Source organism: Streptomyces sp. CoH27 (genome assembly GCF_020181035.1).
GTDB classification, from domain to species: Bacteria; Actinomycetota; Actinomycetes; order Streptomycetales; family Streptomycetaceae; genus Streptomyces; species Streptomyces camelliae.
Genome location: NZ_JAIQYY010000010.1, coordinates 291,149 through 316,744 on the forward strand (window position 1 = coordinate 291,149; position 25,596 = coordinate 316,744).

Here is a 25,596-nt window from a genome sequence, read left to right on the forward strand (position 1 = left end):
GGGTCCCCACAGCGGCCGTGTCCCGATATGCGGCTCCGCCGCGTGTGGGCGCGACCAGCCACGACGGTGCCGCAGACGGCCGACAGCGCATCGCGGCACTTCGAGCGGAGCGCTGAGCGCCGTCAGAACGGCAGCGGGCGGGAGTGGATCACGTCCAGCCGGGACACCGCCCGGGTCAGGACGACGTACAGCCGGTGCGCGCCCCGCTCCTCCGCCTCCGCGACCGCCGCCGGTTCCACGGCCACCACATGGTCGTACTCCAGGCCCTTGACCATGCTCGCCGGTACGACGGTCACCCGGGCGCGCAGTGTGTCCGGGCCGGACACGGCGATCCCGGCCGCGGTCAGGGCCGCCGCCACGCCCGCCGTGTCCGCGTCCGCCGCCACGACGCCCACCGAGCCCTCGCGGGCCAGCGCCTCGCGGACCGCCGTCACCGTCGTGCCCGGCACGTCCGTCGTCGGCCGGAGCCTCAACTCCCCGTCACCGCGCAGGGACCGGGCCGCCGGGACCGACACGTCCAGGCCCGCCAGCAGCCGGTTGGCCAGGGCCACGACGGCCGCCGGTACCCGGAAGCCGGTCGTCAGCGGCACCACCGTCGCGTCCGGTTTGCCGAGGTGGCGCAGCTGGGCCGGCCAGTCGCGGGCGGCCCACGGGGTGGTGCCCTGGGCGAGGTCGCCGAGGACGGTCAGCGAGCCGAAGGCGGCCCGGCGGGCGATCGCCCGGCACTCCATGGGCGACAGGTCCTGCGCCTCGTCCACCACGATGTGCCCGTAGCCCTCGGGGTGCTCGATCAGTCCCGACAACTCGTCCAGGAGCACCAGATCCGCCGCCGACCAGCGGGCCGACTTGTCCGAGCGCGGCGGGCGGGGCCACACCAGTGCCGCCTGCTCGTCCGGGTCCAGGAGGCCGTCCGCCGCCCGCGCCAACGCCCGTGTGTCCGTGAGGAGTTCGGCGAGTATCTCCTCCGGGCGGGCCTTCGGCCACACCGCGTCCAGGTGTGCGGTCAGCGGCCGGGCCCGTTCGATGCGGCGCACCCAGGCGGCCGGCAGCACCCCGGAGCGCCGCTCGGCGCGCTCCCGCAGCCGCCGTACCACCCGGGTGCGCACCCGCTCACGCCCGACGGCGTACGGCGGCTCCTCGGCGCGCACCTCCGCGACGATCCCGGCCAGCTCGGCGGCGGAGACCCGCCAGCGGTAGGAGCCGTCCGGTACGGCGAGGTCGGCGATCCCCTCGGTGCTCACGCGCGCGTACAGCGCCCGGCGCAGCACCTCGGCCATGCGGGCGTCGTGCTTGATCCTGGCGGCTTCCGGGGAGTCGGTGCCCTTGACCGGGTGGCGGGCGATCTCCCCGGGCAGGGTCGTCTGGCGGACGCCGCTTTCCCCCAGGGACGGCAGCACCTCGGCGATGTAGTGCAGGAAGGTGCGGTTGGGGCCGAGGATCAGCAGGCCGGCGCGCTGGAGCCGTTTGGGGTGGGTGTAGAGGAGGTAGGCGGCGCGGTGCAGGCCCACGGCGGTCTTGCCGGTGCCGGGGGCGCCCTGGACGCACACCGAGTCGGTGAGGGCGGCGCGGACCAGGTCGTCCTGTTCGGGCTGGATGGTGGCGGCGATGTCCCGCATGGGGCCGACCCGGGGCCGCTCGATCTCGCGGGCGACGATGTCGCTGGTCCGGAACTCGCCCCGGCCCAGGTACTCGTCCTCCAGCCCGGTGAGGTCGGCGGAGTCGCCGCTGCCGCCGGGCGCCCAGCCGAACCGGCGCCGTATCTCCACACCCTGGGGATCGCGGGCGCTCGCCTGGTAGAAGGCGCGGGAGACGGGGGCCCGCCAGTCGATCACGAGGGGCGGGGCGGCCGGGTCCTCGGTGATGCGGAGGCGGCCCACGTGGTAGTCCATGCCGCCGTGCCCGGGGTCGTCGTCGGCGAAGTCCAGGCGGCCGAAGAACAGCGGGCCGGGCGGGAGTTCGCGCAGCTGCTTGGCCTGGCTGCGCAGCCGGCGTCCGAGCACCTCGGCGTCGGCCCCGGAGGCGGAGACGTCCTCGCCGATGACGACCTGCTCGGCGGCGCCCTCGATCATCGCGGTGAGGGCGGCACGACAGCGGTCGTGGTGGGCGCGCTCGGCGTGGAGGGTGTCGGTGAGGGCGGGGTCGGTGAGGGCGGGGTCGAGTGACGTCATGACGCCAGCGTACCGCCATAGCGTTACCGAGTTACATTTTTAACCAAGTCTCATTCGCTGGCATCCAGGCGCGGAAGACACTTCGCCAGCCGCGCGAACGCCCGCTCGGCGGCCCGTACGGCGTCCGGCGCCACCTCCTCGACCGGCTCCCCCGCCGCGATCCGCCGGAAGTTCTCCAGCGCGAGGATCCGCTGCACGGCGATGATCTGCCCGGCGGCGAGCCGGGCCTCCAGGTCCCCGCCGAGCACCTCGGCGAGGGCCGCCTCCGACCGCTCCTGGTGCCGGTACGCCCGTGCGACCAGGGACGGGGTGCCGTAGAGCAGGGTGTGGAAGGCGAGGACGGCCGGGTGGTCGTTCAGGCCGGTGACCGGGTCGCGGCGCTCCAGCCCGGCGAGGAAGTGCCGGCGCAGCGCGTCCACCGGGTCGGCCGCACCGTCGACCACCCGCGCGGCCTCCGTCTCGTGGTCGGCGATCCGGTGCAGGACCAGGTCCTCCTTGGCCGGGAAGTACCGGAAGAGCGTCGGCTTGGAGATCCCGGCCGCGGCGGCGACCTCCGCCACGGACACCGCGTCGAAGCCCCGCTCCAGGAACAGCCGTACGGCGATGTCCGACACGTCCTGGTACATCCGCTGCTTCTTGCGCTCACGCAGGCCCATCTCACCCATGAGGCCGAGCCTATGCCGGGTCAGTCACCGCTCTGGGGAGCCGGGACCGGGGTTGCCGGGGCAGCCGGGGGCGCCGGAGTCGCCGAGGCGGATGTGGTCAGGGCACGGGCCTGGTCCCAGAGGGTGTCGAAGTACTCCCGTTTGCGGCTGATGGTGTCCCGCGCCCGCTGCCCGTCCTCCCAGCGCCAGCCGGTCAGCATCACCTCGTTCCCGAGGAGGTCGAGCACCTGCCTGCCGTTCTCGTCGGGCCACAGCACGGCCTTGTCGTACGCGCCCTCGGCCATGAAGCTGTCGTCGATCAGATACAGCTTCTCGCCCGGCGTGAAGTGCAGCACCTGGAACTCGACCGACAGGTTCCCCTGTCCGCGGTCGCGCATCCGCACCTTGGCCTGCTTCAGGTCCCGCTCGTAGCGGCGGACCTGGTCGTCCAGGCGTGCGCGGAACTCGGGCGAGTCACACGCCTGGCCGTCGACCACCTGCCCCGGCACGTCCATCTCCCGCAGGAAGTCCGGGACGAGGAACCGCACGGTCACCTCGCGCCCCGCGTGGGCGGGCAGGGCCTGGAGGGACTCCTTGAGGCTGGTGACGACGGTCTCCCCGGTGAAGCACATGACGCGGAACTCGATCCGCTCCTTGTCCCGCAGCGCGTTGTGGAACTCCGCCAGCACCTGGTTCTGGGTGATCGGCGCCCCGGCCGCCGCCCGCTGGGCCTCGCCGAGCAGGGCCACCTGCCCGCTCAGGACCCGGATGGTGTCCCGCAGCTCCGCCGTGGTCTCCCGCTGGGTCTCGTGGGCCGAGTTCAGCCGCTGCACCTCGCTGTAGAGCAGGAAGCCCACCAGGCTGAGCAGCGCCCCGCCGATGTAGACATTGCCCTGCAGGGCGTCGCCCAGCGGCTTCACGAACTGGGCCACCAGGTTCAGGCCGAACACGGCCAGCAGCACGACCTTCGACACCGTGCCCTCGGCCCGCGCCCAGCCGGCCGCCACCCTGCTCCTCAACGTGCTCTCCGCCACCAAATCCCCCTACTGGCAGGCGCGTTGGAATCGTGCCGTTCATGGTGCCCGGTGCCGGGTCCGCTCAGGAAGAGGGTCGCACCGGTCCGGTTCAGCGCGGGATCCGGGCGAGCAGGGGCGCGTACGACGCCAGCACGATCTTGGCCCCGGCATCGCGCATCAGCTGCCGCTTCCCGGCGTTGCGTCCGATGCCGAGGAACCGGACGCCCGCCTGCTCGGCCGCCATGAAGTCCGTCGGGGTGTCACCGATCATCACCGCCTCGTCCGGCGACAGGAGCAGGTCCTTCAGGGCGCGGTCGAGCACGTCGGGGTGCGGCTTCATCAGGTCGGGGTCGGCTTTGCGGCCGTGCACGACCGCGAAACTCTCCCACAGCCCTTTCGCGCGCAGGTAGTCCTCCGCCGCGGCCGCCGCGTTGTTCGTGACGACGGCCAGCCGGGTGCCTCGCCCGGTCAGCCACTTGATGAGCTCGGCCGCGCCAGGAGTGGGCAGCGCGGTCCGGGCGGCTCTCCGCTCGCCGTCGGTGACCTGCAGCTCCAGTCGCGCCACCAGGTCGCCCACGTCCCGCTGCCGCCGCTCGCGGTGGACGGCGCGCAGCACCACGTGCGGGTCCTTGTCTCTGAGCTCGGCCGGGGAGAGCACGTCCAGCAGGCCCGCGCCGGCCACGGTCTCCCGCAGGGTGTCGGCGAGCGACTGCGAGCTGTTGTACGGCGGGAACAGCCGGCACAGCGGCCCGTCGAAGTCGAACAGCACGCAGGCCGGGCCGGTCCCGTCGGTCAGGAGCTGCCACGCCTCCTCGGCGTCCTCGTACGTACCAGCCATGCCGTTCCACCCGCTCCTCGAACCGGTCACCCGCCGTACCCTGCCAGCCTGCCCCAGAACCGGCCGCGAACACCCGGCCTATGTCCTGAGGAGCATCAGGACATGTTCCAGCGACTGTACGACCAGTCCGGCGCCCGCGGCCCGCAGGAGCCGCTCGTTGTGCGCGTTGCGCGCGTAGCCGAGAAACGGCACACCGGCGTCGTTCGCGGCGGCGAGATCGGCGGGTGAGCCGCCGATCGTCAGGGCCGCCTCGGGGGCTGAACCCATCGCGGACAGGGCCCGGTTCAGGCAGTGCGGGTCGGGCTTGAGGAGGTGCAGGTCGGTCGTGCGGCCGTAGATATGAGGGGCGAAGCAGGACGTCAGGCCACGGTCGTTCAGATAGGCGCGGACCACCTTGGGCGAGTTGTCGGTGGTGATGGCCAGCCGGGATCCGACCGCGGTCCAGGTGCGTATCAGGGGGTCGGCGTAGGCGGTGGGCATCGCGGAACCGGCGGCGCGCAGTTCCTCCTGGGTGAGGCGTTCCTCCAGCTCGGCCACGAGGTCACTGCCGGGGTACCGGCGGTCCACGGCACGCAGCACCCCATGCGGGTCCAGTGAGTCGCGCTCGACGTCGCTGAGCAGATCGTGCAGCCCGCGCCCGGCCAGCCAGTCCACCAGCTCGGCTGCCACGCGTTCCGCCGTGCGCCGCGCGAACAGCCGGCAGATCGGTCCGTCGAAGGCCCACAACACACAGCGGGCCGGTGTGATCAGTTCCCGAAGCTTTTCGATCTCGCTCACATCAGAGGTCACATCAGAATGCGCATCAGAAGTCACTAGGAGAGTGTCAGGTCCGTCGTGATGGTTTCCCAGAGGGCGTCGAACCACTTCTGCGACTGCTCCACGAACGCCGCGTCCCGCTGTCCGGCCCGCTGCTCGAAGGAGAACAGCAGGGACTCCAAGCCGAGGGTGTCGTACATCTCCAGCGTGCCGCTGTCGGTGGGCTCCTCGCGCCGCGTGATCATGTAGTGCGCGAACAGCGCCTCCACCCCGTTGAGCAGGTACAGCTTGACCGGCGGGGTGAACGGCAGCTCCCGGAAGGTGACCTGGACGTCGATGTCGTGGGTGCCGCGCAGCGACTGGAGGTTGTACCGGAGCACCTGGCCCACGGCGTTGCGCATGGCCAGCCACCGCTGGTGCACGGTGTCGTCCTCCGCGCTCCCGGCGTCGACCGAGACCGGGAAGGCGAGGTTGATGTCCCGGCTGGGCAGCATGATCCGGGCGTCGATCCGGTCCGGCCGCAGCCGTCCCTCGTGGATCAGCCGCAGCGGCTCGCCGAGCGCCGGGATCAGGCTCTGAGCGGTCAGGCAGACGGCCTCGATGCGCACGTGCGGCGCCGCGAACGCCTCGATCAGCCGGGGCGCGAGCGCCACCATGGTCGGCTGCGGGACCTCACTGGCCGGCCGCAGGACCTCACTGGCCGGCCGCGGCTCGGCGGCCCGTGGCGGGCTCCCCTTGCCGACGTTGCTGAGCAGGCCCTCCTGCTGGAGGATGCGCAGCGCCTGGCGCACGGCACCCCGCACGACCCCGAACTCCTCGGCCAGCTCGGTCTGCGTCGGCAGCCGCTCGCCGGGGCGCAGGGCACCCGTGCGGATACGTTCGCGCAGAGTGTCGGCGACCCCCTGGGCCGTGTGTCTTCCGCTACCGGTCACGGCCGTCCGCCTCCCAGGGGCAGGTCCGAACTGATCGTCTCCCACAGCGCGTCGAACCACTTCTGCGACCGCTCCACGAACACCGCGTCCCGGACCCCGGCCCGCGCCTCGAAGGCGAACAGCATCGAGCGGGTGCCGTCGGCGTCGTACAGCTCCAGAAGCTCGTGCTCGATCTCCCGCTCGCGCCGCAGGAGCGTGTAGTACGCGAACAGCGCCTCGGAGCCGTTCAGCAGATACAGCTTGACCGGCGGGGTGAACGGCAGGGCGCGGAAGGAGACGTGCACGTCGATGCCGTGCGTGCTCCGCAGGGCCCACAGGTTCTGCGCCAGCACCATGCCCTGGGCGTTGCGCTGGGCCAGCCAGCGCCGGTGCAGCAGCCCGCCGTCCTCGGTGACCGGCGCCGGGAAGGCGAGGTCGATGTCATGGCTGGGCAGCAGCACCCTGACGTCGATCCTGGCCGGTTTGAGCCCTCCGGCGTGGATCAGGCGGAGCGGCTCGCCGATCGCGAGGATCAGCGAGACCGAGGTCAGACACAGGGCGTCGAGCGTCACGTGCGGTGCCTGGAACGCCTCCGTCAGGCGGGGGGCCAAACCGACGAGCGTGGGCTGCGGCAGGGCGGCCGGCCCCGGCACGAACGAACCTTCCGACGTCACACTCGAACGGTACAACTTGGCGCAACTCGGCACCATCTTCGAGCAGTTGGCCGGGTTGGTCGGCAGCAGCCACAACGGCACAGCCGGCCTCAGAAGAGGTCCGGGCACCACGGGAGTCTGGGCGAGCGGAACAGGGCGTCGGCCTTGCGGGCGGCGCCCTCTCGTTCTTCCTGCACCCGGCCCAGCGCCACGAGCCGCGTCAGCGACTCCCCGCCGAGCCATGCGGACCCCAACTCCCCGACACCGAGGGTGAGATCGGCGCTCGCGGACGTGCCCGTACAGGACGCGCCCTCCGCCGAGGCCTCCAGCCGGAACCGCCCCCCGCCGTATCCGTCCTTGTCGACGACCTCAAGAACCACCGCACCGGCCGTCTCGTACGTCCGCGCCTCCAGGGCCCGTACGACGTCCAGGATCCGCACCCACAGCCAGTCCGTGTGCTCGGTGACGCGGGCCGCGCGGGGGTCGGGCAGGAGGTGGGGCAGCAGGTCGTCCGGGGCGCGCCGGCCGCTGGTCACCCTGGCCACCCAGTCGATCGAGCACAGGTAGTGCCACAGGGCGCGCTCGGCCGCCGGGGTGGTGGCGAGCAGCCAGTTCACGGTGAGGGCGTCCTCCGGCTGGTTGCCCTGCCAGACGTGCTCGGCCTTGTACGACACCAGGCCCTCGACCTCGCCGGAGGCCGCGCGGTAGACGGCGTGGAAGGGCTCCTTCCAGTCCGGGCCGGGGCTCAGGACGCCGGTGGCCGTATCCCACCACACCGGAAGACGGCTGACCGCGCCGGGCTGCCCGGCCCGGAACCGCTCATGCAGCTCGGGGCCGAGCTTGCGTACCTCGGCGCCGTCGACCAGATCGATCCGGCCTCCGTCCGCAGGACCGGCCCAGCGCGCGTCGAGACCGGCCCGGGGCACCTCGACGGCCCACTGGACGGCCCAGCTCGCCGGGCCGAAGCCGTAGCGGCCGTAGATCGGGTACTCGGCGGCGATCAGCGTGGCGACGACGTCACCACGCTCCTTCGCCGCCGCGAGGTCCCGGCCCAGCATGCGGGTGAGCAGGCCCCGGCGCCGGTGGGTGGGGCTGACGGTGACGCCGGAGACGGCGTCAGCGGGGACGAACGCACCGCCGACCGCGGTGAGTTGCTGCGGGAAGGAGCGCAGCGTCCCCACACACCGGTCGCCGTCGAAGGCGCCGAGCCGCCGGGACGAGCCCTCGGCGTCCGTCCGGCGGCTGAGCTCCAGCTGGTCCTCGCCCGGGGTGGGCGGGCTCAGGAAGCCGGTGTTCACGGCCCGCAGCCAGTTCTCGCGCTCGTCCTCGCCCATGGTGCGTACGTCCAGGTCGCTCATCGCCTCACGATAAGCACACAGCCTTCCGGCCGTCGCCCCCTTTTCAGCTCAGCAGATCGTCCACCTGGGCCTCGCCGACCCGGTACCGGCGGGCGATCTCCGCGCTGCACTCGTCGGTGGTCCCCTGGAGCCGCTGCCGGCGCCGGGAGACCTCCTGCTCGTACCGCACCAACCGGCCCATCGCGCTGGCCAGTTCGAGATCGGTCCGGGCCACGAGATCGCTCAGCTCGACCTCGCCGAGCATCTCGGCGGCCAGCTGCCGGAACTCCTCGTTGTGCGGGGTGCCGAGCGTGACATGGCGGGCGGAGGAGCGGTACTGGGCCGGGGCGTCCTGCAGGATCTCCGGCAGCCGGTCCACCACGGAGCCGTCCGCCGGCGCCGGCACGGCGGCCCGGCCGCGCCGGGTGAGCTCCGCGCGCAGGATGTCGATCCGGCCCTGGAGCAGCCGCCGCACATAGCTGAGGTCGGCCTCGTCGCGCTGGGCGTCCCGGCGCAGGGTGCGCAGCTCGGGCAGACTGAGCCGGGCCAGATCGTGCTCACAGGGCTCCCCGGGCAGCGCGGGGCCCTGGGGGCCGTCGGCACGCTGGGCGGGCGGCCGGTACGCCGTCTCCGGCGGCTGTGCCTGGACCCCTTGGGTCCCCAGCCGCCCGCTGGTACTCGGTGTGCTCATGGTGCTCCTGACCGTCCCCTCGACCGGCGCCTGGAAGCATCGTGCCACCCCGAGCGACCGCTATGTGACCGAGTGCCCCCGAACGGCCGCACATGGGCGGTAAGGGATTGATAATGGGCCCGCTGTGAGCGGGCGCCGGGCACCCGGCATGATGGTCCGCATGCGAGCGGTGGTACAGCGGGTGGACGGCGCCAGTGTCGTCGTGGACGGCGAGACGGTGGGCGCGATCGAGGGCGAGGGGCTGTGCGTCCTCGTCGGGGTGACCCATGAGGACACCAAGGAGAAGGCGGCCCAGCTCGCCCGCAAGCTGTGGTCGATCCGGATGCTCCAGGACGAGAGGTCCTGCAGCGACATCGACGCCCCGCTGCTGGTCATCAGCCAGTTCACGCTCTACGGCGACGCCCGCAAGGGCCGCCGCCCCACCTGGAACGCGGCGGCCCCCGGCGATGTCGCCGAGCCCCTGGTGGACGAGGTGGTCTCCCAGCTGCGCGCCCTCGGCGCGACGGTGGCGACGGGCCGGTTCGGCGCACAGATGAGCGTGTCCCTGACGAACGACGGCCCGTTCACGGTGCTGCTGGAGATGTGATTCCTCCCCTTCCCGACGGCGTCCTAAGGCTCGACCACGACCTCCTGCGCGGCGGCGGTGTCCCCGGCGACCAGCCGCGCGTCGAGGGGCACATTCCGCTTGACCAGCGCCAGCGCCACCGGCCCCAGCTCATGGTGCCGGACGGACGTGGTCACGAACCCGATCCTGCGTCCGTCGGGCCCCTCGTCCGCGAGCCGGATCTCGGTCCCCGGCACCGGCAGATGGACCTCACTCCCGTCCAGGTGGAGGAACACCAGCCGACGCGGCGGCTTGCCCAGGTTCTGCACCCGGGCCACGGTCTCCTGCCCCCGGTAGCAGCCCTTCTGCAGATGCACGGCCGTACCGATCCAGCCCAGCTCGTGCGGAATGGTCCGGTGGTCGGTCTCGAAGCCGAGCCGGGGCCGGTGGTGCTCGACGCGCAGCGCCTCGTAGGCGAGGATCCCGGCGGCAGGCCCGTGCGACTCGGCGAAGGACTCCAGGTCGGCGCGGGGCAGGAACAGATCACGCCCGTACGGGGTCTCCCGTACGACGACCCCGTCCGGCACCTCCCCGATGGACCCGGCGGGAAGGTGGACGACGGCGAAGTCGTCCGTCCGGTCGGCGACCTCGACCCGGTAGAAGAACTTCATCGACTCCAGGTAGGCGACGAGCGCCTCCCGCGTCCCCGGCTCCACGTGCGCCCACACGGTCGTACCGTCATCGACCAGGTACAACGCGTGCTCGATGTGCCCGTGTGCGGAGAGGATCAGCGCCTCGGTGGCCTCGCCGACCGGCAGCTCGCTGACGTGCTGGGTGAGGAGCAGATGCAGCCAGCTCAGCCGGTCGTCGCCGGTGACGGTGATGACACCGCGATGGGACAGGTCGACGAATCCGGTGCCGTCGGCGAGGGCGCGCTGCTCCCGGAACAGATCGCCGTAGTGCGCGGCGACACCTTCGTCCACACCCTCGGCGGGAACGGCGCCGGGCAGGGACAGCAGAGGGCTCTTCATACGGCCACCCTACGACGCGGTGGTCGAACTCTCCGATGATCCTTTCAGCGAACAGTCCTTGCACCGGCCGAAGATCGCGAAGTGCTTCATGTCGGTGTCGAACCCGAACTGCGCCCGCAGCTTGGCGGTGAACTCCGCGGCCACGTCCACATCGGCCTCGATCACCCTCTCGCAGTCCCGGCACACCAGGTGCAGATGATGATGCCGGTCGGCGAGGTGGTAGGTGGGCGCACCGTGCCCCAGATGGGCGTGGCTGACCAGGCCCAGCTCCTCCAGGAGCTCCAGCGTCCGGTAGACCGTGGAAATGTTGACCCCCGACGCCGTCTTCTTCACTTCCGTGAGGATGGCGTCGGGGGTCGCGTGCACAAGGTTGTCCACGGCTTCGAGCACAAGCTGCCGCTGCGGCGTCAGCCGGTAGCCGCGCTGCCTGAGGTCACTCTTCCAGTCGGTGCTCACCACACCGACGAGTCTAGGACTACTTAAAGAACGCGATGCCGTCGTCGGGCATGTCCTGCGGGAGGGCCTTGGCCCAGCGCTCGACTTCCTCCGGGGTGACGACCTTCTTCAGGTGGGCCGACATGTAGGGGCGCAGCTCGACCTCGGGGGTCTGCTTCTCGCCGACCCACATCAGGTCGCTCTTGACGTAGCCGTAGAGCCGCTTGCCACCGCTGTACGGCCGGGCGGCGGCCGTGCGGGCGACGGCGTCCGTGACGAGATCGATCTGCGGCTTCTTGTCCGCCAGCTCGCCATACCAGATCTCGATGACACCGTCGTCGCGGGTCATCGTCACCTCGACCTTGCGGTCGGCGTCGATCCGCCAGAAGCCGTGCTCCGACTCCAGGGGGCGGACCTTGTTGCCGTCGTTGTCCAGCACCCAGGTGTGGGAGCGGTACTCCAGGAAGTCCCGGCCGTCGTGGCTGAAGGTGACCTCCTGCCCGAAGTTGCACTTCTCCGAGCCGGGGAAGTCGTGCACGCCCGCGCCGGCCCAGTTGCCGAGCAGGAAGGCGAGCGGGACGAGGCCCTTGTGCAGGTCGGACGGGATCTCGATCATGATCGGCAAGCTTTCCTAGACGAGGTTCAGCGCTGGCCCTGGTACAGCTTCTTCACGGCCAGACCGGCGAAGGCGAGCACGCCGACGCAGACCAGGACCAGCAGGGTTTCGAAGAAGATCTCCACGGGTGCTCCTTGAGCGAGGGTGGGCATACGACAGAGCCGGGCCCCAGCTTACGCGGCCGGGACCTGGCTCTCCGTATGAGGTGCGCTGTCCGGGCGCTCAGCCCTTGACGCCGTCGACGAAGGCCTTCCAGGCGGGGGCGCCGAAGAGGAGGGGGGTGCGGGTGGTGTCCTTGCTGTCGCGGACGGGGACGAGGCCCTTGGCGGGGAGGTTGTGGGCGACCTCCAGGCAGGCGCCGCCGTCCGAGTTGCTGTACGAGCTCTTGCGCCAGTCGGCTGCGGTCAGGAGATCGTCGGAGACCTCGACGCAGTTGCCGCCGTCCTGGTTGCTGTAGCTGCTCTTGCGCCACGTCACGTTGCTCAGGTCGATGGCTCGCATGGCGCTTCCTCCAGCATCCGCTTGATGAACTCCCGCGATTCGTCCGGAGTTAGGGACAAATCGCGTACTCGATCGTATCGAAGCTGGAGCCACTGGACAGCCGTACTTTCTTGGACCAGTTCGCCTGAGTAGCCCGTTTCCACCCAGGCAACGGTCCCAGCGGGGCCTTGCAGGAACATGGTGTCGGTGTCTGTCAGCCCATGCAGCCCCTTCGTCGAAGGCAGCACCTGGACGATGACATTGGGGCGCTCCCCCATCTCCAGAAGATGGCGCAATTGCGCCCGCCACGCCTCCGGATCACGGAGCGGGGTGCGCAATACCGCCTCGGAGAGGATCGCACGGAACTGCGGCCCGCCCTCCGCCAGCAGCAGTTCCCGGCGCCCCATACGGGCTGCCACCTGCTTCTCCAGCTCAGCACCCGTCAGCCCGCCCTGCTGGAGCAACTCGGTGGCGTACTCGGGAGTTTGCAGCAGGCCAGGCATGATGCCCGGCGAGTACTGCCACATGCTCACCGCCTCAGCCTCCAGCAGCATGTACCGCCGGTACCGCTCCCTGAACTGCGTCTGGTCGGCCATCGCCAACTCCCACAGCGTGAGCAACTTGTCGCCCGTGCCGTAGTACAGATCCAGCGCCTCTACGACCTCCGGCCCGCCCAGCGTCTGCCCCTTCTCCATCTTCCCGAAGAGCGACGCGTCCCAGCCCACCGCGTCGGCCAGCGCCCGCAAGCTCACGCCCTTCATCGCGCGCAGTAACCGCACCTCCTCGGCGAAACGAGCCCTCGGCTCCTGACTGCGACCCGTGATGGCCCTGCGCTGCGGCACCGCACCCTCCCCGACTGTCGAACTTGTGGAATTTAGACGGCCGATCCGGCACTAACGGCCATTCCGCTCGATTCCGCCTCCGTACTGGGCCATCCTCAATACCAGCCCAGGTGCACGCAGAGTAGTGCAACTGTCGCATTCCGTATAGATGTTGAGGAAAGGAGCAAAGCCCATGGGAACGGATCCGGCCACCCCGCTGTACGACCCCGTACGCCTGCGTGCCGACGTCCGGGCCGCCAACGAGCGCGCGCAGGCGCTGCCGCCGGACCCCGAGGACCTGAGCCGGCCGCCCCGCCCCGTCCCGGGATGCGCGGCGTGCCTGACGCTCGCCGAGCGGCGGGAGTCGGCGCGGGCGGCGTACGACCGGAGCGCGGAGACGGATGCCAACGTGTTGCTGCGGCAGCACCAGCGACAGGAGCACAGGGCATGAGCGGACTGCCGTACGAGGAATGCAAGCGGTGGCGGGACGAGGGGCGGACCTTACGGACAGCCGAGGCGACCGAGTACGACACCCCGCCCGCCTACGCCCTGCCGCCCTTCCACCCCGACCACCCGCCCCACCGCAAGCAGAACCGGCACCGGCGTACCCGCTCCGTCGACGGAGCTCTCGTCAGCGGCGCGCTCTCCCTCCTCTGCGTGGTCACCCTGGTCGTCACCGTCGTCGTCGCGGCTACGCTTCCCTCATGACCAAGAAGCTCGTGATCAAGGTGACGGCCGGGGCCGACGCGCCCGAGCGCTGTTCGCAGGCGTTCACCGTGGCGGCGGTGGCCGTGGCCAGCGGCGTCGAGGTCTCGCTGTGGCTGACCGGGGAGTCGTCCTGGTTCGCGCTGCCGGGGCGGGCGGCGGAGTTCGAGCTGCCGCACGCCGCTCCGCTGCCGGATCTGATCGAGTCGATCCTGGCCGCCGGGCGCATCACGCTGTGCACGCAGTGCGCGGCCCGCCGGGAGATCACCGAGAAGGACGTCATCGAGGGCGTACGGATCGCGGGCGCGCAGGTCTTCGTCCAGGAGGCGCTGGCGGACGGCGCGCAGGCCCTCGTCTACTGACGTCTCACTGTCTGTCGCTGCCCGGACGCTTCTTGCCGTCCAGCTCGTCCCACCACTCGTCCGACTGCGGGTCGCCGGACGGATCGTCCCACCAGCGGTCCTCCGGCCCCCGCCGGTTGGCGATCATCGCCGCGACCGGCGGGATCAGCATGGCCACGATGCACAGGGCGACGGCCGCGGGGATCGACCAGATGCGCACGACCGCCCAGGCCAGGACGAAGAGCCCGATGCAGGTCCCCATCATGGCGAAGTAGATGTGGCGCCGCCGCGCGTACATACGTCCAGGGTAGGCCGGGAGGGGCCGGGAGGCCCCTGTCACAACTGATCGACAATCGCCGCTCGGCCGTCCCCCGCAGGGTTACCGTGACGTAGCCGTACACCGCCGACCCCGGGGGAACCACCACATGCGCGCCCTGCGAATAATCCTGATCCTCGTCGTCATCCTGGGCGGGCTGTTCGTGATCGCGGACCGGGTCGCCGTGCACTTCGCCGAGGGGCAGGCCGCCGACAAGCTGAAGTCGAGGGAGAACCTGGCCTCGACGCCCGACGTCAGCATCAAGGGGTTCCCGTTCCTCACGCAGGTCGCGGGCGGGTCGCTGGACGATGTCGAGGTGGGGATCAAGGACTACGACGCCGCGACCGGGACCGCCGGCAAGACGATCCGGATCGACGATCTGAAGGCCGACATGAAGGGCGTCTCCTTCTCCGGCGACTACAGCTCCGCCACCGCCGACAGCGCCACCGGCACCGCGACCATCTCCTACGCCGAGCTGCTGAAGACCGCCAAGTCCGAGCCGACCGAGGTCGCCCCGGGGCTCCAGGCCCGGGTCGTGGGCCTGTCCGACGGCGGCAACGGCAAGATCAAGGTCGCGGTCCATGTGACGGGCTCGTTCCTGTCCATTCCGGTCGACCAGACGACGTCCGTGCTGAGCTCCGTGACCGTCGTGGACAACAAGGTCGAGGTCCACGCCGACTCCCTGCCCGACCTGGCCGCCATCTCCGTCGCCGAGAACCGCGTCCGCCAGATCACCGACTTCCAGCAGGCCATCAACCAGCTGCCCGGCGGCATCAAGCTGGACAAGGTGCAGGCCGCGCCGAACGGTGTGGAGATCCTGGTGAAGGGTTCGGACGTCAAGCTGGCGGGGTAGGGACACTCGCGGTGGATGCCCCCTCGTCCGCCCCCTCGTCCGCCCCGTCCGACTGGCGAGACGGTGACGTCCGTACCGTAGATGCCATCACCCACACGGGCGCCCGGAGGCCGCGCGAGCCTGCCCCGGGCGGGATACACGTCCCACCATTCGGACGATCGCGTCTCGTCATATGACACACCGGTGACACGCCCGGCCGTACGTCCCTACGATCGGGGCCATGAGGCGACAGGCGGATCTCACCAAGCGGCGGGCAGTGGACCTGTGCCGCGTTGCCGCCATGCTCTGTCGCCCCTTCTGAGTGGAAGCCGAGCGCTTCCGCATCCCTCAGCCGCCCTGCTGGTAAGGGCACCCGTGCGCCGCCCGCACCGTCGAGCGCGCACCCCCGCCACTTCTGCACGCCCCGCCGCGACTGCCCCGGAGGAGAAAGAGCATGAGCCGCAGCGACGTCCTCGTAGACGCCGACTGGGTCCAGGCGAACCTGGACAACCCGAACATCGCCCTCGTGGAGGTGGACGAGGACACGTCCGCCTACGAGAAGAACCACATCAAGAACGCGATCCGCATCGACTGGACCAAGGACCTCCAGGACCCGGTCCGCCGCGACTTCGTCGACCAGGCCGGCTTCGAGAAGCTGCTGTCGGAGAAGGGCATCGCCAACGACACGCTGGTGATCCTCTACGGCGGCAACAACAACTGGTTCGCGTCGTACGCCTACTGGTACTTCAAGCTGTACGGCCACGAGAACGTCAAGCTGCTCGACGGCGGCCGCAAGAAGTGGGAGCTGGACGCCCGCGAGCTGGTCCCCGGCGACGAGGTCCCCGAGCGCGCCAAGACGGAGTACAAGGCCAAGCCGCAGGACGCCTCGATCCGCGCCTTCCGTGACGACGTCGTCGCCGCGATCGGCAGCCACAACCTGGTCGACGTGCGCTCCCCCGACGAGTTCAGCGGCAAGCTGCTCGCCCCGGCCCACCTGCCGCAGGAGCAGTCGCAGCGCCCCGGCCACGTGCCCAGCGCCAAGAACATCCCGTGGTCCAAGAACGCCAACGACGACGGCACCTTCAAGTCGGACGAGGAGCTCAAGGAGCTCTACGCCGAGGAGAACGTCGACCTCGCCAAGGACACGATCGCCTACTGCCGCATCGGTGAGCGCTCGGCCCTGACCTGGTTCGTGCTGCACGAGCTGCTCGGCGTCCAGAACGTCAAGAACTACGACGGCTCCTGGACCGAGTACGGCTCCCTCGTCGGCGTGCCGATCGAGCTCGGCTCCGGCAAGTAAGACATCCCACTTCTCAGGAGAAACAGCATGTGCGGAGCGAAGGCCGGCGGCCCGGACGCCTCGACGATCAAGCCCGGTGAGACCACGATCCAGGGTCAGGTGACCCGCGACGGCGAGCCGGTGACGGGCTACGTCCGTCTGCTGGACTCGACCGGCGAGTTCACGGCCGAGGTCCCGACCTCGGCGACCGGCCAGTTCCGGTTCTACGCGGCCGAGGGCACGTGGACCGTGCGCGCGCTGGTGCCGGGCGGCTCCGCCGACCGCACGGTTGTCGTGGCGGAGAAGGGCGGGCTGGCTGAGGTCGCCATCGCGGTCTGAGCGAGCCGAGGGCTCAGTGACGGCTGAGTGACGAGCCGAAGGGCCGCACCCCCGGGGTTGGACGCCATGGGGGGTGCGGCCCTTCGGCTATGCGCCGTGGGCGGCTTGCGGCCCTTCGGCTATGCGCCGTGGGCGGCTTGTCGCCGTTGCCGCGTGCGGGTCGTTCGTGGCTTGTCCATGGCGCCTAGCCCAGCGCCCGCCCCAGTACCCACACCACCGGTGCCGCCGCCGACAGCGGCAGCGCCACGCCCGCTGTGAAGTGGACGAAGCGGGACGGGTAGTCGTAGCTCGCGACCCGGTGGCCGATCAGGGCGCAGGCTCCCGCTGCCGCGCCCAGCAACGCGCCCTTGCTGCCGAAGCCCGTCATGCCGCCCATCGCGATGCCCGCGCCGGCCGCGGCCAGCAGGGCGACGACGACCGAGGCCGGGGTCGGCAGGGGCAGGGCGCGGGCCAGGACGGCCACCGCGACCGCTGCCGCGCCGACCGTCACCGCGTGTCCGCTCGCGCCCAGATACCCCGTGGCCAGGACCGACAGGGACGCCGAGACGACCGTGGCCATCAGGCCGTACATCCGCTCGTCCGGCGAGGCGTGCGAGCGGAGCAGGAGGACCAGGGAGAGAAGGACCCAGACGCCGAGCGGGCCGAGGATCGCGGCGGGGGCGTTGTCGCGGCCCGCGGCCAGGACCGCGACGTCTGCCGTCAGGCCGCCCGCGAAGGCCAGCGCGATGCCCTGCCGGGCCGGCCACATGCCGTTCAGCCGGAACCAGCCCGCCGCCGTCACCGCCTGGAGCAGCACCAGCGGGACGACCAGCGCGTACGAGCCGATCGGCGCCGTCGCGGCCAGCAGCAGACCGAGCACCGCGGTCAGCAGCGCCGGCTGCATCCCGGGCTCGATGACCGGTGAACGGCCCTCCAGCCGCGCCCGCTGGGCATCGGTGATCCGGGCGTTCCCGGCGAGCGTCGCGGGGCCGTACTCCGGCGCGGCTTCGGCCACCGCCTCCGGTCCCGGCGCCGGTGTCGGCTCCGGCGCGGCTTCCGGTGCCTGCGCGGGCTGCGGGTACGGCTCGGCGGCGTACGGCTGGGCGGCGTACGGCTCAGCGGCGTACGGCTGGGCGTAGGGCTCCGCGTACTGCTGCTGATACGGCTGCTGCTGATAGGTCTGCTGCTGGTACTGCTGATGGGGCTGCTGCTGATGGGGCTGCTGCTGATAGGCCTGCTGCTGCGCCTCATACGTCTGCGGCGGCGTCTGCACCGGCGCGTGCGTCTGGGTTTCCCAGGTCTGGCCCTGCCACTGCTGGGTCAGCTGGGGGTCGTAGCCGGGCCACTGCTGTTGCTGTTGTTGCTGCTGGTACGGGTCCTGGCCGTCGTGGGGACCCTGATACGGCTGGTTGCTCATCTCACCCTCCTGCGAACGGCGGGAGCACCTCGACCGTGCCGCCCTCGGCCAGCCGTACCGTCTCATGTGCGCGGGTCCCGACGGGGTCACCGTCGATGAGGAAGGAGCATCGCTGGAGCACGCGCGTGAGCTCACCGGGGTGTCGCGCGCGCACGGCGGCCAGCGCGTCGGCCAGCGTGTCCGCGTCGTACGGCTCCTCGGCGACGCCGGACGCGGCCTTGGCGGCGGCCCAGTAGCGCACCGTGACCTTGGGCATCTCGTTCCTCAATCGACGGCAAGGGAAATACAAAGACGACAGATACAGATGGTGTCAGGCTAGCCCGCAGCGCCGACAGCCCAGTCCGCGATCCGGGTCAGCAGGGCGTCGTCCGCCGCGTGTTCGGCGTGGCCCATGCCGGGCTCGATCCAGAGTTCCGCGTGGTCACCGGCCGCCTCGGCGAGCATCCGGGGGTGGTCGAGGGGGAAATAGCCGTCCCGGTCGCCGTGCACGATGAGGAGGGGGGTCGGGGTGATCCTCGGGACCGATTCCACCGGGGACAAGGGCACCGGGTCCCAGTCGCGGTGGTGGATGCGGGTGCGCAGGCCGTAGCGGCCGACCAGGCGGCCCTCGGGGCGGGTGACCAGCCAGTGCAGTCGGCGCATGGGGGCCGTGCCCCGGTAGTACCAGCGGGCGGGGGCGCTGACCGCGACCACCGCGTCGGCCGTGCCCGGGTGCAGGGCCGCGTGCCGCAGGACGACCGAGCCACCCATGGAGAAGCCGACGGTCACCACGCGCGCGTGCCCGAGGCGGCGGGCCCAGTCGACGGCGGCGGCGAGGTCCAGCACCTCCTTGTCGCCGACCGTGGAGCGGCCGCCGGAGCGTCCGTGGCCCCGGAAGGAGAAGGTGACGACCGCGCCGTAACCACGCAGAACACCCGCCACCCTTCGTACGTGCGGCCGGTCCACGTCCCCGGTGAAGCCGTGGGCGATCACGAACACCGGGGAACGGGAGGCCGAACGGTGGATGTCCGGCAGGGTTTCGTATACGGCGGGGCCCGGATCGTATACGGAATCGACCGGAATTCCGTCGGCGGTGTGCAGAAACGTCCGGATAGGGCCCTGTCTGCCTGTCTCGGGATTCGGACGAACGGTGGAATGCGCCACTTGACCTGCCGAACGATTCCTCATGTGGGCTATTCTGCTGGGCAGAGGACTCGGGCAGCGTAGCCCCCGGGTCCTTTTGTGCTTTCGGAAGCGTTGTATACGAAACGGGAAACCCCAGGTGACCGTGGCTGTATGCGGGGCCTTCGGGATCGCAGAGCAGTGCCCGTCCGCACGACGTCCTCGCAGGGACCGAGGAGGAACCAGACGTATGAGTTCTCTGCTGCTGCTGACCAACGCCCTCCAGCCGTCGACGGAGGTGCTGCCCGCCCTCGGCCTGCTTCTGCACAACGTGCGGGTGGCCCCCGCCGAGGGGCCCGCCCTGGTCGACACCCCGGGCGCCGACGTCATCCTCGTCGACGGCCGCCGCGACCTTCCTCAGGTGCGCAGCCTGTGCCAGCTGCTGCGGTCCACCGGACCCGGCTGTCCGCTGCTCCTCGTCGTCACCGAGGGGGGTCTCGCCGCCGTCACCGCCGACTGGGGGATCGACGACGTGCTCCTCGACACCGCCGGCCCCGCGGAGGTGGAGGCACGGCTGCGGCTCGCCATGGGGCGCCAGCAGATCGTCAACGACGACTCCCCGATGGAGATCCGCAACGGCGATCTGTCGGTGGACGAGGCGACCTACTCCGCCAAGCTCAAGGGGCGGGTGCTCGACCTCACCTTCAAGGAGTTCGAGCTGCTGAAGTACCTCGCCCAGCACCCGGGCCGCGTCTTCACCCGCGCCCAGCTGCTTCAGGAGGTGTGGGGCTACGACTACTTCGGCGGCACCCGCACGGTCGACGTGCACGTACGACGGCTGCGCGCCAAGCTCGGCCCGGAGCACGAGTCGCTGATCGGCACCGTGCGGAACGTCGGTTATCGATTCGTTACGCCCGAGAAGGTGGACCGGGCCGCGGAGAAGGCCGCCGAGGAGGCCAAGGCCAAGGCGGGCCGGGCAAAGGCGGAGGATGCGGACACATCCACCGCCGTATCCGCCGTCCGGGACGACGCCGAGGTCCACGCGGACGCGTAGCTCGTGCCGGGCAGGTGTGACCAGCGCGCGGACGGGGCATTGCTTCCGCACATCGCTTCACCGTCCACGCGCTGATACGCCCTGCCCAGAGCGGGTCCATCCGCGTAGACTCCGCGCGTGGCCAAGGTGACTCGTGATGATGTGGCGCGGCTGGCGGGAACGTCCACCGCCGTGGTCAGCTATGTCATCAACAACGGACCCCGGCCGGTCGCCCCGGCCACGCGCGAGCGTGTCCTCGCGGCGATCAAGGAACTGGGGTACCGGCCCGACCGGGTCGCCCAGGCCATGGCCTCGCGCCGCACCGACCTCATAGGCCTGATCATCCCGGACGCCCGTCAGCCGTTCTTCGGCGAGATGGCGCACGCGGTCGAGCAGGCCGCCTCCGAGCGCGGCAAGATGGTCCTGGTCGGCAACACCGATTACATCGGCGAACGCGAGGTCCACTATCTGCGCGCCTTCCTGGGCATGCGCGTGTCCGGACTGATTCTGGTGAGTCACGCCCTGAACGACCTCGCCGCCGCCGAGATCGACGCCTGGGACGCCCGGGTGGTGCTGCTGCACGAGCGGCCCGAGGCCATCGACGACGTCGCCGTCGTCACCGACGACCTCGGCGGCGCCCAGCTCGCCGTACGCCACCTGCTGGAGCACGGCTACGAGTACGTCGCCTGTATGGGCGGTACGGCGCAGACACCGGCCGTCGGCGACCCTGTCTCCGACCACGTCGAGGGCTGGAAGCGGGCCATGGCCGAGGCGGGCCTGAGCACCGAGGGCCGGCTGTTCGAGGCGCCGTACAACCGCTACGACGCCTACCGGGTCGCCCTGGAGGTGCTGTCCGGGCCGGACCGGCCGCCCGCGATCTTCTGCTCCACCGACGACCAGGCGATCGGCCTGCTGCGGGCCGCGCGCGAGCTGCGCATCGACGTGCCCGGCGAGCTGGCGGTGGCGGGCTTCGACGACATCAAGGAGGCCGCGCTCGCCGACCCGGCGCTGACCACGGTCGCCTCCGACCGCTCGGCGATGGCCCGGGCGGCGGTCGATCTGGTCCTGGACGACGGGCTGAGGGTGGCAGGGTCCCGGCGGGAGCGGCTGAAGACGTTCCCGTCCCGGCTGGTGGTGCGGAAGTCCTGCGGCTGCGACTGACCCCGGCACCCGTCTTCGCCTCCGGCGCCCGTCTTCGCCTCCAGCGCCGTCTTCGCCTCCAGCGCCCGCCTTTGCCTCCGACGCCCGCCTTTATATGGGGCAAACGAGGTTCTGCCGGGCTTCTCAGCAAGCACTCAGGAAGCTCTCACGTTCGCGGGGGACTCTGTTTCACATGACCGAGAGCCTGGGCAACGACCCGCAGCAGGACCACTACTCCGCTCCTGTGAACCCCGAGTGGCCGCCCCCGCCGTCGTACCAGCCCCCGATGGGCACGGCGGCCGGCATGGCTCCGGAGCTCGCGCCGCGCAGGAAGCGCAACCGTGGGCCGGTCACCCTGCTCGCGGCGGTCGCGATCGTCGCGGCGGCCGTCGGCGGCGGCACGGCGTACGCCTTCCAGGAGCTGACCGGCAAGACCACGGTCGCCTCCAGCGGCACGACCACCAATGTGGTGCCGTCGAGCAAGCGGGGCGATGTCGCCGCGATCGCGGCCGCCGTCAGCCCGAGCGTCGTCGAGATCAACGCGACCCTGAGCAGCGGTTCCTCCACCGGCTCCGGCGTGATCATCACGTCGAGCGGCGAGATCGTCACCAACAACCACGTCATCTCCGGCGCGCAGTCGATCAAGGTGCGCACCAGCAACGGCAAGAGCTACACCGCCCAGGTCGTCGGCACCGACAGCTCCAAGGACCTGGCGCTGATCAAGCTCCAGGGAGCCTCGGGCCTGAAGACGGCCTCGCTCGGCAACTCGTCGGGCGTCCAGGTCGGTGACACGGTCGTCGCGATCGGCTCCCCCGAGGGCCTGACCGGCACCGTCACCAGCGGCATCGTCTCCGCCCTCAACCGGGACGTGACCGTCTCCACGGACGAGAACCAGGGCCAGAACCAGAACGGCGACGGCAACTGGCCGTTCCAGTTCGGCGGCCGGCAGTTCAACGGCGACACCGGTTCGTCCACGACGACGTACAAGGCCATCCAGACCGACGCGTCCCTCAACCCCGGCAACTCCGGCGGCGCGCTGATCGACGCGAGCGGCAACATCATCGGCATCAACTCCGCGATGTACTCGTCGAGTCAGCAGTCCTCGTCGTCCTCCGACGCGGGCAGCATCGGCCTCGGCTTCGCGATCCCGATCAACACCGTCAAGTCGGACCTGGCCAAGCTGCGGTCCGGCGCCACCGGCTAACCCCTCTCCAGTAAGGCGCTTCACCCGTCAGCAGGGAGTACGTCATGATCACGCACATCTCGCACCAGATCACGATGACCGGCCACGACCCCGCCGACATCACCATCGCGCTCTCGGTCGCCCGCGATCTGCACCTGCCGATCCCGAAGCCCCGCGCCCCCGAGGTCGCCACCCGGCCGGTCCCCCAGCCCCAGCTGATGGGCCTGCGCACCCCCGCGGTCCGCACCCACCGCCGCAAGGTCCCGCTGAACCGCCTGACCGCGGTGCGGGCCTGAGCGTGGCAGGCTGAGAGACAGCCGGGAAAGTCCCGGACACCCACACACCGCACCCCCCGAGGAATCGCGAGCGATGAGCCCCGCCGAAGGCGACCGTGACCCCCAGCGCATCCTGATCGTCGACGACGAGCCGGCGGTACGCGAGGCGCTCCAGCGCAGCCTCGCGTTCGACGGGTACGACACGGAGGTGGCCGTCGACGGCGCGGACGCGCTGGAGAAGGCCACCGCCTACAAGCCCGACCTGGTCGTCCTCGACATCCAGATGCCGCGCATGGACGGCCTGACCGCGGCCCGCCGCATCCGGGGCGCCGGCGACACGACACCGATCCTCATGCTCACCGCCCGGGACACGGTCGGCGACCGGGTGACCGGACTGGACGCGGGTGCCGACGACTACCTGGTCAAGCCCTTCGAACTGGACGAGCTCTTCGCCCGCATCCGCGCCCTGCTGCGCCGCAGCTCCTACGCGGCCGCCGCGCTGCCCGACGTCCAGGAGGACGAGGCGCTCACCTTCGCCGACCTGCGCATGGACCTCGCGACCCGTGAGGTCACCCGGGGCGGCCGGCAGGTGGAGCTGACCCGCACCGAGTTCACTCTCCTGGAGATGTTCATGGCGCACCCGCGCCAGGTCCTCACCCGGGAGCAGATCCTGAAGGCGGTGTGGGGCTTCGACTTCGAGCCCTCGTCCAACTCCCTCGACGTCTACGTCATGTACCTGCGCCGCAAGACCGAGGCGGGCGGCGAGCCGCGCCTGGTGCACACGGTCCGGGGCGTGGGGTACGTGCTGCGCCAGGGCGGCGCCGAGTGAGGAAGCTGCTCCGCCGGTACCGCTCCCTGCCCATCCGCGCCCGGCTGGCCATGCTGGTCGCGGCGGCGGTGGCGTTCGCGGTGGCTGCGGTGTCGGTGACGTGCTGGTTCATCGTGCAGGGGAAGCTGTACGACCAGCTGGACGGCGATCTGCAGAAGTCGCTGCGCGGCACCTCGCAGTTCGGCCAGCTGCAGTACACGCTCGACAACTGCAGCAACGCGCCGGCGACCAACACGCTCCTTCAGGACCGGTACTCCCAGGTGGTCACCGAGGACGGCAAGGTCTGTCTCATCGCGGGCGCCTCGGGCACGATCAAGGTCACCCAGGCCGACAAGTCCGAGATCAAGAACCTGGACACCCGCAAGATCTACTTCCGCAACGGGGTGGACGCACAGGGCAACGAGCTGCGCGTGCTCACCCGCCCGCTGCTGCCCACCTCGACGTCGAGCGGGGGACCCGGACCCAACGTCGGCGTCATGGTCGCCATCCCGCTCAGGAACACCGAGAAGACCCTCAACGACCTGGCCCTCATCCTCCTCCTCGTCTCCGGCATAGGAGTACTCGGCGCGGGCGCCGCCGGCCTGGCCGTGGCCCGTGCGGGCCTGCGCCCGGTGGACAAGCTGACCGAGGCCGTGGAGCACGTGGCCCGGACCGAGGACCTGACCATCCGGATCCCGGTGGAGGACGACAGCGAGGACGAGATCGCCCGCCTCTCCCGGTCCTTCAACTCGATGACGGCGTCCCTGGCCAGCTCCCGCGACCTCCAGCAGCAGCTGATCGCCGACGCCGGCCATGAGCTCCGTACGCCCCTGACGTCGTTGCGGACGAACATCGAGCTGCTCACCCGCAGCGAGGAGACCGGCCGCCCGCTCCCGCCGGCGGACCGCAAGGCGCTGCTGGCCTCGGTGAAGGCCCAGATGACCGAACTGGCCTCGCTGATCGGCGACTTGCAGGAACTGTCCCGCTCGGAGGGCCAGCGCGGGGAACGGCTCCAGGTGGTACCGATGCTGGACACCGTGGAGGCCGCCCTGCGCCGCGCCCGCCTGCGCGGGCCGGAGCTGACGATCACGGCGGACCTGGAGCCCTGGTACGTCCGCGCCGAGCCCTCCGCCCTGGAGCGGGCGGTGGTCAACATCCTCGACAACGCGGTGAAGTTCAGCCCCGGGGCCGGCACGGTCGAGGTGCGGCTGACCGGCGGGGTGCTGACCGTCCGTGATCACGGCCCCGGCATCCCCGAGGACGAACTCCCGCACGTCTTCGACCGCTTCTGGCGCTCACCGAGTGCGCGCGCGTTGCCGGGCTCGGGCCTGGGTCTGTCCATCGTGGCCCGTACGGTGAAGCAGGCGGGCGGCGAGGTCACCCTGACGCCCGCGGAGGGCGGCGGCACGGTGGCGACGGTACGGCTGCCGGGGGCGCCGACGCCACCGCCGGAGACGCCGCAGGCCGAGACTCCTTGAGGCCGTTCACTCCGGCGCTCCGGCACGGGGGTGACCGGCACCCGGCGGCGGGTCTTGCCGGTCACCAGAACATCGCGCAGCAGGCGGTGGCCCTGCGCTCCAGCTCCGACAAGGTGTTCCTCGACTCGGTCATCGTCACCGGCGACCAGGACACCCTGCTGGTGGACACGGCGTCGAAGGCCGCGCCGGACCGGGTCTACATGACCAACTCGTACGTCATCGGCAACGTCGACTTCATCTTCGGCCGGGCCACGGCAGTCATCGACCACTCCGTCATCACCCTGAAGAAGCGCTGGGACGGCAGCTCGGCCGGCTTCGTCACCGCGCCCAGCACGGCCGCCCCTGGCACGCGGGCGGCGACACCACCCTCGACCCGCGGACCACGGTCCGCAACAAGTCCCTGAGCAGCGCCATCAAGACCACCCCCTG

Annotated in this window: 33 protein-coding genes; 15 read left to right on the forward strand and 18 right to left on the reverse strand. The window is 70.9% G+C overall.

The window, feature by feature from the left end:
• Nucleotides 1-122: 122 nt before the first annotated feature.
• The 9 genes from LE548_RS18865 to LE548_RS18905 all read right to left on the reverse strand — a co-directional run bounded on the left by LE548_RS18865 (nucleotide 123) and on the right by LE548_RS18905 (nucleotide 9,014).
• Nucleotides 123-2,168 carry an AAA family ATPase gene (locus LE548_RS18865; RefSeq protein WP_225098040.1) on the reverse strand — a complete coding sequence of 682 codons (2,046 nt, stop codon included), beginning with the start codon at nucleotides 2,166-2,168 and terminating at the stop codon, nucleotides 123-125.
• 50 nt (nucleotides 2,169-2,218) lie between these two features.
• Nucleotides 2,219-2,833, reverse strand: a complete 615-nt coding sequence (locus tag LE548_RS18870) for a TetR family transcriptional regulator (protein ID WP_225098041.1) — start codon at nucleotides 2,831-2,833, stop codon at nucleotides 2,219-2,221.
• 20 nt (nucleotides 2,834-2,853) lie between these two features.
• On the reverse strand, nucleotides 2,854-3,846 hold the full coding sequence (locus tag LE548_RS18875) for an ATP/GTP-binding protein (RefSeq protein ID WP_225098042.1): 993 nt from the start codon (nucleotides 3,844-3,846) through the stop codon (nucleotides 2,854-2,856).
• Nucleotides 3,847-3,937: 91 nt separating this feature from the next.
• Nucleotides 3,938-4,666 (reverse strand): HAD family hydrolase, encoded by a 729-nt coding sequence (locus LE548_RS18880; RefSeq protein ID WP_225098043.1) that lies wholly within the window; start codon nucleotides 4,664-4,666, stop codon nucleotides 3,938-3,940.
• A gap of 78 nt (nucleotides 4,667-4,744) precedes the next feature.
• Nucleotides 4,745-5,443, reverse strand: a complete 699-nt coding sequence (locus tag LE548_RS18885; RefSeq protein WP_225098044.1) for an HAD family hydrolase — start codon at nucleotides 5,441-5,443, stop codon at nucleotides 4,745-4,747.
• A 35-nt stretch (nucleotides 5,444-5,478) separates the two neighbouring features.
• Nucleotides 5,479-6,354 carry a winged helix-turn-helix domain-containing protein gene (locus LE548_RS18890; protein ID WP_225098045.1) on the reverse strand — a complete coding sequence of 292 codons (876 nt, stop codon included), beginning with the start codon at nucleotides 6,352-6,354 and terminating at the stop codon, nucleotides 5,479-5,481.
• The gene (locus tag LE548_RS18895) at nucleotides 6,351-7,118 is read right to left on the reverse strand and encodes a GntR family transcriptional regulator (RefSeq protein WP_374116130.1); all 768 of its coding nucleotides are present in this window, start codon (nucleotides 7,116-7,118) and stop codon (nucleotides 6,351-6,353) included. Before LE548_RS18895 ends, LE548_RS18890 begins: the two co-directional genes overlap by 4 nt.
• Nucleotides 7,097-8,344, reverse strand: coding sequence for a GNAT family N-acetyltransferase (locus tag LE548_RS18900; RefSeq protein ID WP_225098047.1), 1,248 nt, complete (start codon nucleotides 8,342-8,344; stop codon nucleotides 7,097-7,099). Before LE548_RS18900 ends, LE548_RS18895 begins: the two co-directional genes overlap by 22 nt.
• Before the next feature lie 43 nt (nucleotides 8,345-8,387).
• On the reverse strand, nucleotides 8,388-9,014 hold the full coding sequence (locus LE548_RS18905) for an aerial mycelium formation protein (protein ID WP_225098048.1): 627 nt from the start codon (nucleotides 9,012-9,014) through the stop codon (nucleotides 8,388-8,390).
• Between the two features lie 160 nt (nucleotides 9,015-9,174).
• Here LE548_RS18905 and dtd point away from each other — a divergent pair, with 160 nt between their 5' ends.
• Nucleotides 9,175-9,600 (forward strand): D-aminoacyl-tRNA deacylase, encoded by a 426-nt coding sequence (gene dtd / locus LE548_RS18910; RefSeq protein WP_225098049.1) that lies wholly within the window; start codon nucleotides 9,175-9,177, stop codon nucleotides 9,598-9,600.
• Between the two features lie 23 nt (nucleotides 9,601-9,623).
• Here the strand turns inward: dtd and LE548_RS18915 are convergent, their stop codons facing one another.
• The 5 genes from LE548_RS18915 to LE548_RS18935 form a co-directional block, all read right to left on the reverse strand.
• Nucleotides 9,624-10,589: a folate-binding protein YgfZ gene (locus tag LE548_RS18915; protein WP_225098050.1), complete on the reverse strand. Its 966-nt coding sequence runs from the start codon at nucleotides 10,587-10,589 to the stop codon at nucleotides 9,624-9,626.
• Between the two features lie 9 nt (nucleotides 10,590-10,598).
• On the reverse strand, nucleotides 10,599-11,048 hold the full coding sequence (locus tag LE548_RS18920; protein WP_225098051.1) for a Fur family transcriptional regulator: 450 nt from the start codon (nucleotides 11,046-11,048) through the stop codon (nucleotides 10,599-10,601).
• A gap of 16 nt (nucleotides 11,049-11,064) precedes the next feature.
• The gene (locus LE548_RS18925; protein ID WP_225098052.1) at nucleotides 11,065-11,640 is read right to left on the reverse strand and encodes an FABP family protein; all 576 of its coding nucleotides are present in this window, start codon (nucleotides 11,638-11,640) and stop codon (nucleotides 11,065-11,067) included.
• A gap of 222 nt (nucleotides 11,641-11,862) precedes the next feature.
• Entirely contained in the window at nucleotides 11,863-12,141 is a 279-nt protein-coding gene (locus LE548_RS18930; protein ID WP_225098053.1) for a DUF397 domain-containing protein, read from the reverse strand.
• Nucleotides 12,123-12,962 carry a helix-turn-helix transcriptional regulator gene (locus LE548_RS18935; RefSeq protein ID WP_225098054.1) on the reverse strand — a complete coding sequence of 280 codons (840 nt, stop codon included), beginning with the start codon at nucleotides 12,960-12,962 and terminating at the stop codon, nucleotides 12,123-12,125. Before LE548_RS18935 ends, LE548_RS18930 begins: the two co-directional genes overlap by 19 nt.
• Before the next feature lie 172 nt (nucleotides 12,963-13,134).
• Between LE548_RS18935 and LE548_RS18940 the strand changes: the two genes are divergently transcribed.
• From LE548_RS18940 to LE548_RS18950, 3 genes are read left to right on the forward strand one after another with little or no spacing between them, the layout of a single operon-like run.
• The gene (locus LE548_RS18940; RefSeq protein ID WP_225098055.1) at nucleotides 13,135-13,392 is read left to right on the forward strand and encodes a hypothetical protein; all 258 of its coding nucleotides are present in this window, start codon (nucleotides 13,135-13,137) and stop codon (nucleotides 13,390-13,392) included.
• The gene (locus tag LE548_RS18945; RefSeq protein WP_225098056.1) at nucleotides 13,389-13,649 is read left to right on the forward strand and encodes a hypothetical protein; all 261 of its coding nucleotides are present in this window, start codon (nucleotides 13,389-13,391) and stop codon (nucleotides 13,647-13,649) included. Before LE548_RS18940 ends, LE548_RS18945 begins: the two co-directional genes overlap by 4 nt.
• On the forward strand, nucleotides 13,646-14,008 hold the full coding sequence (locus LE548_RS18950; RefSeq protein ID WP_225098057.1) for a DsrE family protein: 363 nt from the start codon (nucleotides 13,646-13,648) through the stop codon (nucleotides 14,006-14,008). Before LE548_RS18945 ends, LE548_RS18950 begins: the two co-directional genes overlap by 4 nt.
• Nucleotides 14,009-14,012: 4 nt before the next feature.
• On the opposite strand, the gene LE548_RS18955 is transcribed toward LE548_RS18950, so the two are convergent.
• Nucleotides 14,013-14,285, reverse strand: coding sequence for a DUF3099 domain-containing protein (locus LE548_RS18955; RefSeq protein WP_225098058.1), 273 nt, complete (start codon nucleotides 14,283-14,285; stop codon nucleotides 14,013-14,015).
• Nucleotides 14,286-14,412: 127 nt separating this feature from the next.
• Between LE548_RS18955 and LE548_RS18960 the strand changes: the two genes are divergently transcribed.
• The 4 genes from LE548_RS18960 (at nucleotide 14,413) to LE548_RS18970 (ending at nucleotide 16,753) form a co-directional block, all read left to right on the forward strand.
• A complete protein-coding gene (locus LE548_RS18960) occupies nucleotides 14,413-15,156 on the forward strand; it encodes a DUF2993 domain-containing protein (RefSeq protein WP_225098059.1) in 744 nt (247 codons plus the stop codon).
• 220 nt (nucleotides 15,157-15,376) lie between these two features.
• Nucleotides 15,377-15,457, forward strand: coding sequence for an Ms5788A family Cys-rich leader peptide (locus LE548_RS46525; RefSeq protein WP_351055874.1), 81 nt, complete (start codon nucleotides 15,377-15,379; stop codon nucleotides 15,455-15,457).
• 132 nt (nucleotides 15,458-15,589) lie between these two features.
• Nucleotides 15,590-16,435 (forward strand): sulfurtransferase, encoded by an 846-nt coding sequence (locus tag LE548_RS18965; RefSeq protein WP_225098060.1) that lies wholly within the window; start codon nucleotides 15,590-15,592, stop codon nucleotides 16,433-16,435.
• A gap of 27 nt (nucleotides 16,436-16,462) precedes the next feature.
• On the forward strand, nucleotides 16,463-16,753 hold the full coding sequence (locus LE548_RS18970; protein ID WP_225098061.1) for a DUF1416 domain-containing protein: 291 nt from the start codon (nucleotides 16,463-16,465) through the stop codon (nucleotides 16,751-16,753).
• Nucleotides 16,754-16,937: 184 nt separating this feature from the next.
• Here LE548_RS18970 and LE548_RS18975 read toward each other — a convergent pair whose 3' ends face one another.
• Genes LE548_RS18975 through LE548_RS18985 form a run of 3 tightly spaced genes read right to left on the reverse strand, consistent with a single transcriptional unit; the run spans nucleotide 16,938 to nucleotide 19,316 of the window.
• A complete protein-coding gene (locus LE548_RS18975; RefSeq protein WP_225098062.1) occupies nucleotides 16,938-18,149 on the reverse strand; it encodes a hypothetical protein in 1,212 nt (403 codons plus the stop codon).
• 1 nt (nucleotide 18,150) lies between these two features.
• On the reverse strand, nucleotides 18,151-18,405 hold the full coding sequence (locus LE548_RS18980; protein WP_225098063.1) for a MoaD/ThiS family protein: 255 nt from the start codon (nucleotides 18,403-18,405) through the stop codon (nucleotides 18,151-18,153).
• Nucleotides 18,406-18,464: 59 nt separating this feature from the next.
• Nucleotides 18,465-19,316, reverse strand: coding sequence for a S9 family peptidase (locus tag LE548_RS18985; RefSeq protein WP_225098064.1), 852 nt, complete (start codon nucleotides 19,314-19,316; stop codon nucleotides 18,465-18,467).
• A gap of 184 nt (nucleotides 19,317-19,500) precedes the next feature.
• Between LE548_RS18985 and LE548_RS18990 the strand changes: the two genes are divergently transcribed.
• The 7 genes from LE548_RS18990 to LE548_RS46530 all read left to right on the forward strand — a co-directional run bounded on the left by LE548_RS18990 (nucleotide 19,501) and on the right by LE548_RS46530 (nucleotide 25,571).
• Nucleotides 19,501-20,304, forward strand: coding sequence for a response regulator transcription factor (locus LE548_RS18990; RefSeq protein WP_225098065.1), 804 nt, complete (start codon nucleotides 19,501-19,503; stop codon nucleotides 20,302-20,304).
• A 117-nt stretch (nucleotides 20,305-20,421) separates the two neighbouring features.
• A complete protein-coding gene (locus LE548_RS18995) occupies nucleotides 20,422-21,444 on the forward strand; it encodes a LacI family DNA-binding transcriptional regulator (RefSeq protein WP_225098066.1) in 1,023 nt (340 codons plus the stop codon).
• A gap of 172 nt (nucleotides 21,445-21,616) precedes the next feature.
• Nucleotides 21,617-22,627: a S1C family serine protease gene (locus LE548_RS19000; protein ID WP_225098067.1), complete on the forward strand. Its 1,011-nt coding sequence runs from the start codon at nucleotides 21,617-21,619 to the stop codon at nucleotides 22,625-22,627.
• Nucleotides 22,628-22,671: 44 nt separating this feature from the next.
• Nucleotides 22,672-22,902 (forward strand): hypothetical protein, encoded by a 231-nt coding sequence (locus LE548_RS19005; RefSeq protein WP_225098068.1) that lies wholly within the window; start codon nucleotides 22,672-22,674, stop codon nucleotides 22,900-22,902.
• Nucleotides 22,903-22,975: 73 nt separating this feature from the next.
• Nucleotides 22,976-23,710 carry a response regulator transcription factor gene (locus tag LE548_RS19010; RefSeq protein ID WP_225098069.1) on the forward strand — a complete coding sequence of 245 codons (735 nt, stop codon included), beginning with the start codon at nucleotides 22,976-22,978 and terminating at the stop codon, nucleotides 23,708-23,710.
• Nucleotides 23,707-25,167 (forward strand): cell wall metabolism sensor histidine kinase WalK, encoded by a 1,461-nt coding sequence (locus LE548_RS19015; protein ID WP_225098070.1) that lies wholly within the window; start codon nucleotides 23,707-23,709, stop codon nucleotides 25,165-25,167. Before LE548_RS19010 ends, LE548_RS19015 begins: the two co-directional genes overlap by 4 nt.
• On the forward strand, nucleotides 25,164-25,571 hold the full coding sequence (locus tag LE548_RS46530; RefSeq protein ID WP_374116131.1) for a pectinesterase family protein: 408 nt from the start codon (nucleotides 25,164-25,166) through the stop codon (nucleotides 25,569-25,571). The genes LE548_RS19015 and LE548_RS46530 overlap by 4 nt, the downstream gene beginning before the upstream one ends.
• Nucleotides 25,572-25,596 lie beyond the last annotated feature (25 nt).

Coding starts and splice junctions, on each gene's coding strand:
- LE548_RS18865 (WP_225098040.1), bottom strand. CDS start 2,168: ATGACGTCACTCGACCCCGCCCTCACCGACCCCGCCCTCACCGACACC.
- LE548_RS18870 (WP_225098041.1), bottom strand. CDS start 2,833: ATGGGTGAGATGGGCCTGCGTGAGCGCAAGAAGCAGCGGATGTACCAG.
- LE548_RS18880 (WP_225098043.1), bottom strand. CDS start 4,666: ATGGCTGGTACGTACGAGGACGCCGAGGAGGCGTGGCAGCTCCTGACC.
- LE548_RS18900 (WP_225098047.1), bottom strand. CDS start 8,344: ATGAGCGACCTGGACGTACGCACCATGGGCGAGGACGAGCGCGAGAAC.
- LE548_RS18905 (WP_225098048.1), bottom strand. CDS start 9,014: ATGAGCACACCGAGTACCAGCGGGCGGCTGGGGACCCAAGGGGTCCAG.
- dtd (WP_225098049.1), top strand. CDS start 9,175: ATGCGAGCGGTGGTACAGCGGGTGGACGGCGCCAGTGTCGTCGTGGAC.
- LE548_RS18915 (WP_225098050.1), bottom strand. CDS start 10,589: ATGAAGAGCCCTCTGCTGTCCCTGCCCGGCGCCGTTCCCGCCGAGGGT.
- LE548_RS18925 (WP_225098052.1), bottom strand. CDS start 11,640: ATGATCGAGATCCCGTCCGACCTGCACAAGGGCCTCGTCCCGCTCGCC.
- LE548_RS18930 (WP_225098053.1), bottom strand. CDS start 12,141: ATGCGAGCCATCGACCTGAGCAACGTGACGTGGCGCAAGAGCAGCTAC.
- LE548_RS18940 (WP_225098055.1), top strand. CDS start 13,135: ATGGGAACGGATCCGGCCACCCCGCTGTACGACCCCGTACGCCTGCGT.
- LE548_RS18945 (WP_225098056.1), top strand. CDS start 13,389: ATGAGCGGACTGCCGTACGAGGAATGCAAGCGGTGGCGGGACGAGGGG.
- LE548_RS18950 (WP_225098057.1), top strand. CDS start 13,646: ATGACCAAGAAGCTCGTGATCAAGGTGACGGCCGGGGCCGACGCGCCC.
- LE548_RS18955 (WP_225098058.1), bottom strand. CDS start 14,285: ATGTACGCGCGGCGGCGCCACATCTACTTCGCCATGATGGGGACCTGC.
- LE548_RS18960 (WP_225098059.1), top strand. CDS start 14,413: ATGCGCGCCCTGCGAATAATCCTGATCCTCGTCGTCATCCTGGGCGGG.
- LE548_RS46525 (WP_351055874.1), top strand. CDS start 15,377: ATGAGGCGACAGGCGGATCTCACCAAGCGGCGGGCAGTGGACCTGTGC.
- LE548_RS18965 (WP_225098060.1), top strand. CDS start 15,590: ATGAGCCGCAGCGACGTCCTCGTAGACGCCGACTGGGTCCAGGCGAAC.
- LE548_RS18970 (WP_225098061.1), top strand. CDS start 16,463: ATGTGCGGAGCGAAGGCCGGCGGCCCGGACGCCTCGACGATCAAGCCC.
- LE548_RS18975 (WP_225098062.1), bottom strand. CDS start 18,149: ATGAGCAACCAGCCGTATCAGGGTCCCCACGACGGCCAGGACCCGTAC.
- LE548_RS18980 (WP_225098063.1), bottom strand. CDS start 18,405: ATGCCCAAGGTCACGGTGCGCTACTGGGCCGCCGCCAAGGCCGCGTCC.
- LE548_RS18985 (WP_225098064.1), bottom strand. CDS start 19,316: ATGAGGAATCGTTCGGCAGGTCAAGTGGCGCATTCCACCGTTCGTCCG.
- LE548_RS18990 (WP_225098065.1), top strand. CDS start 19,501: ATGAGTTCTCTGCTGCTGCTGACCAACGCCCTCCAGCCGTCGACGGAG.
- LE548_RS19000 (WP_225098067.1), top strand. CDS start 21,617: ATGACCGAGAGCCTGGGCAACGACCCGCAGCAGGACCACTACTCCGCT.
- LE548_RS19005 (WP_225098068.1), top strand. CDS start 22,672: ATGATCACGCACATCTCGCACCAGATCACGATGACCGGCCACGACCCC.
- LE548_RS19010 (WP_225098069.1), top strand. CDS start 22,976: ATGAGCCCCGCCGAAGGCGACCGTGACCCCCAGCGCATCCTGATCGTC.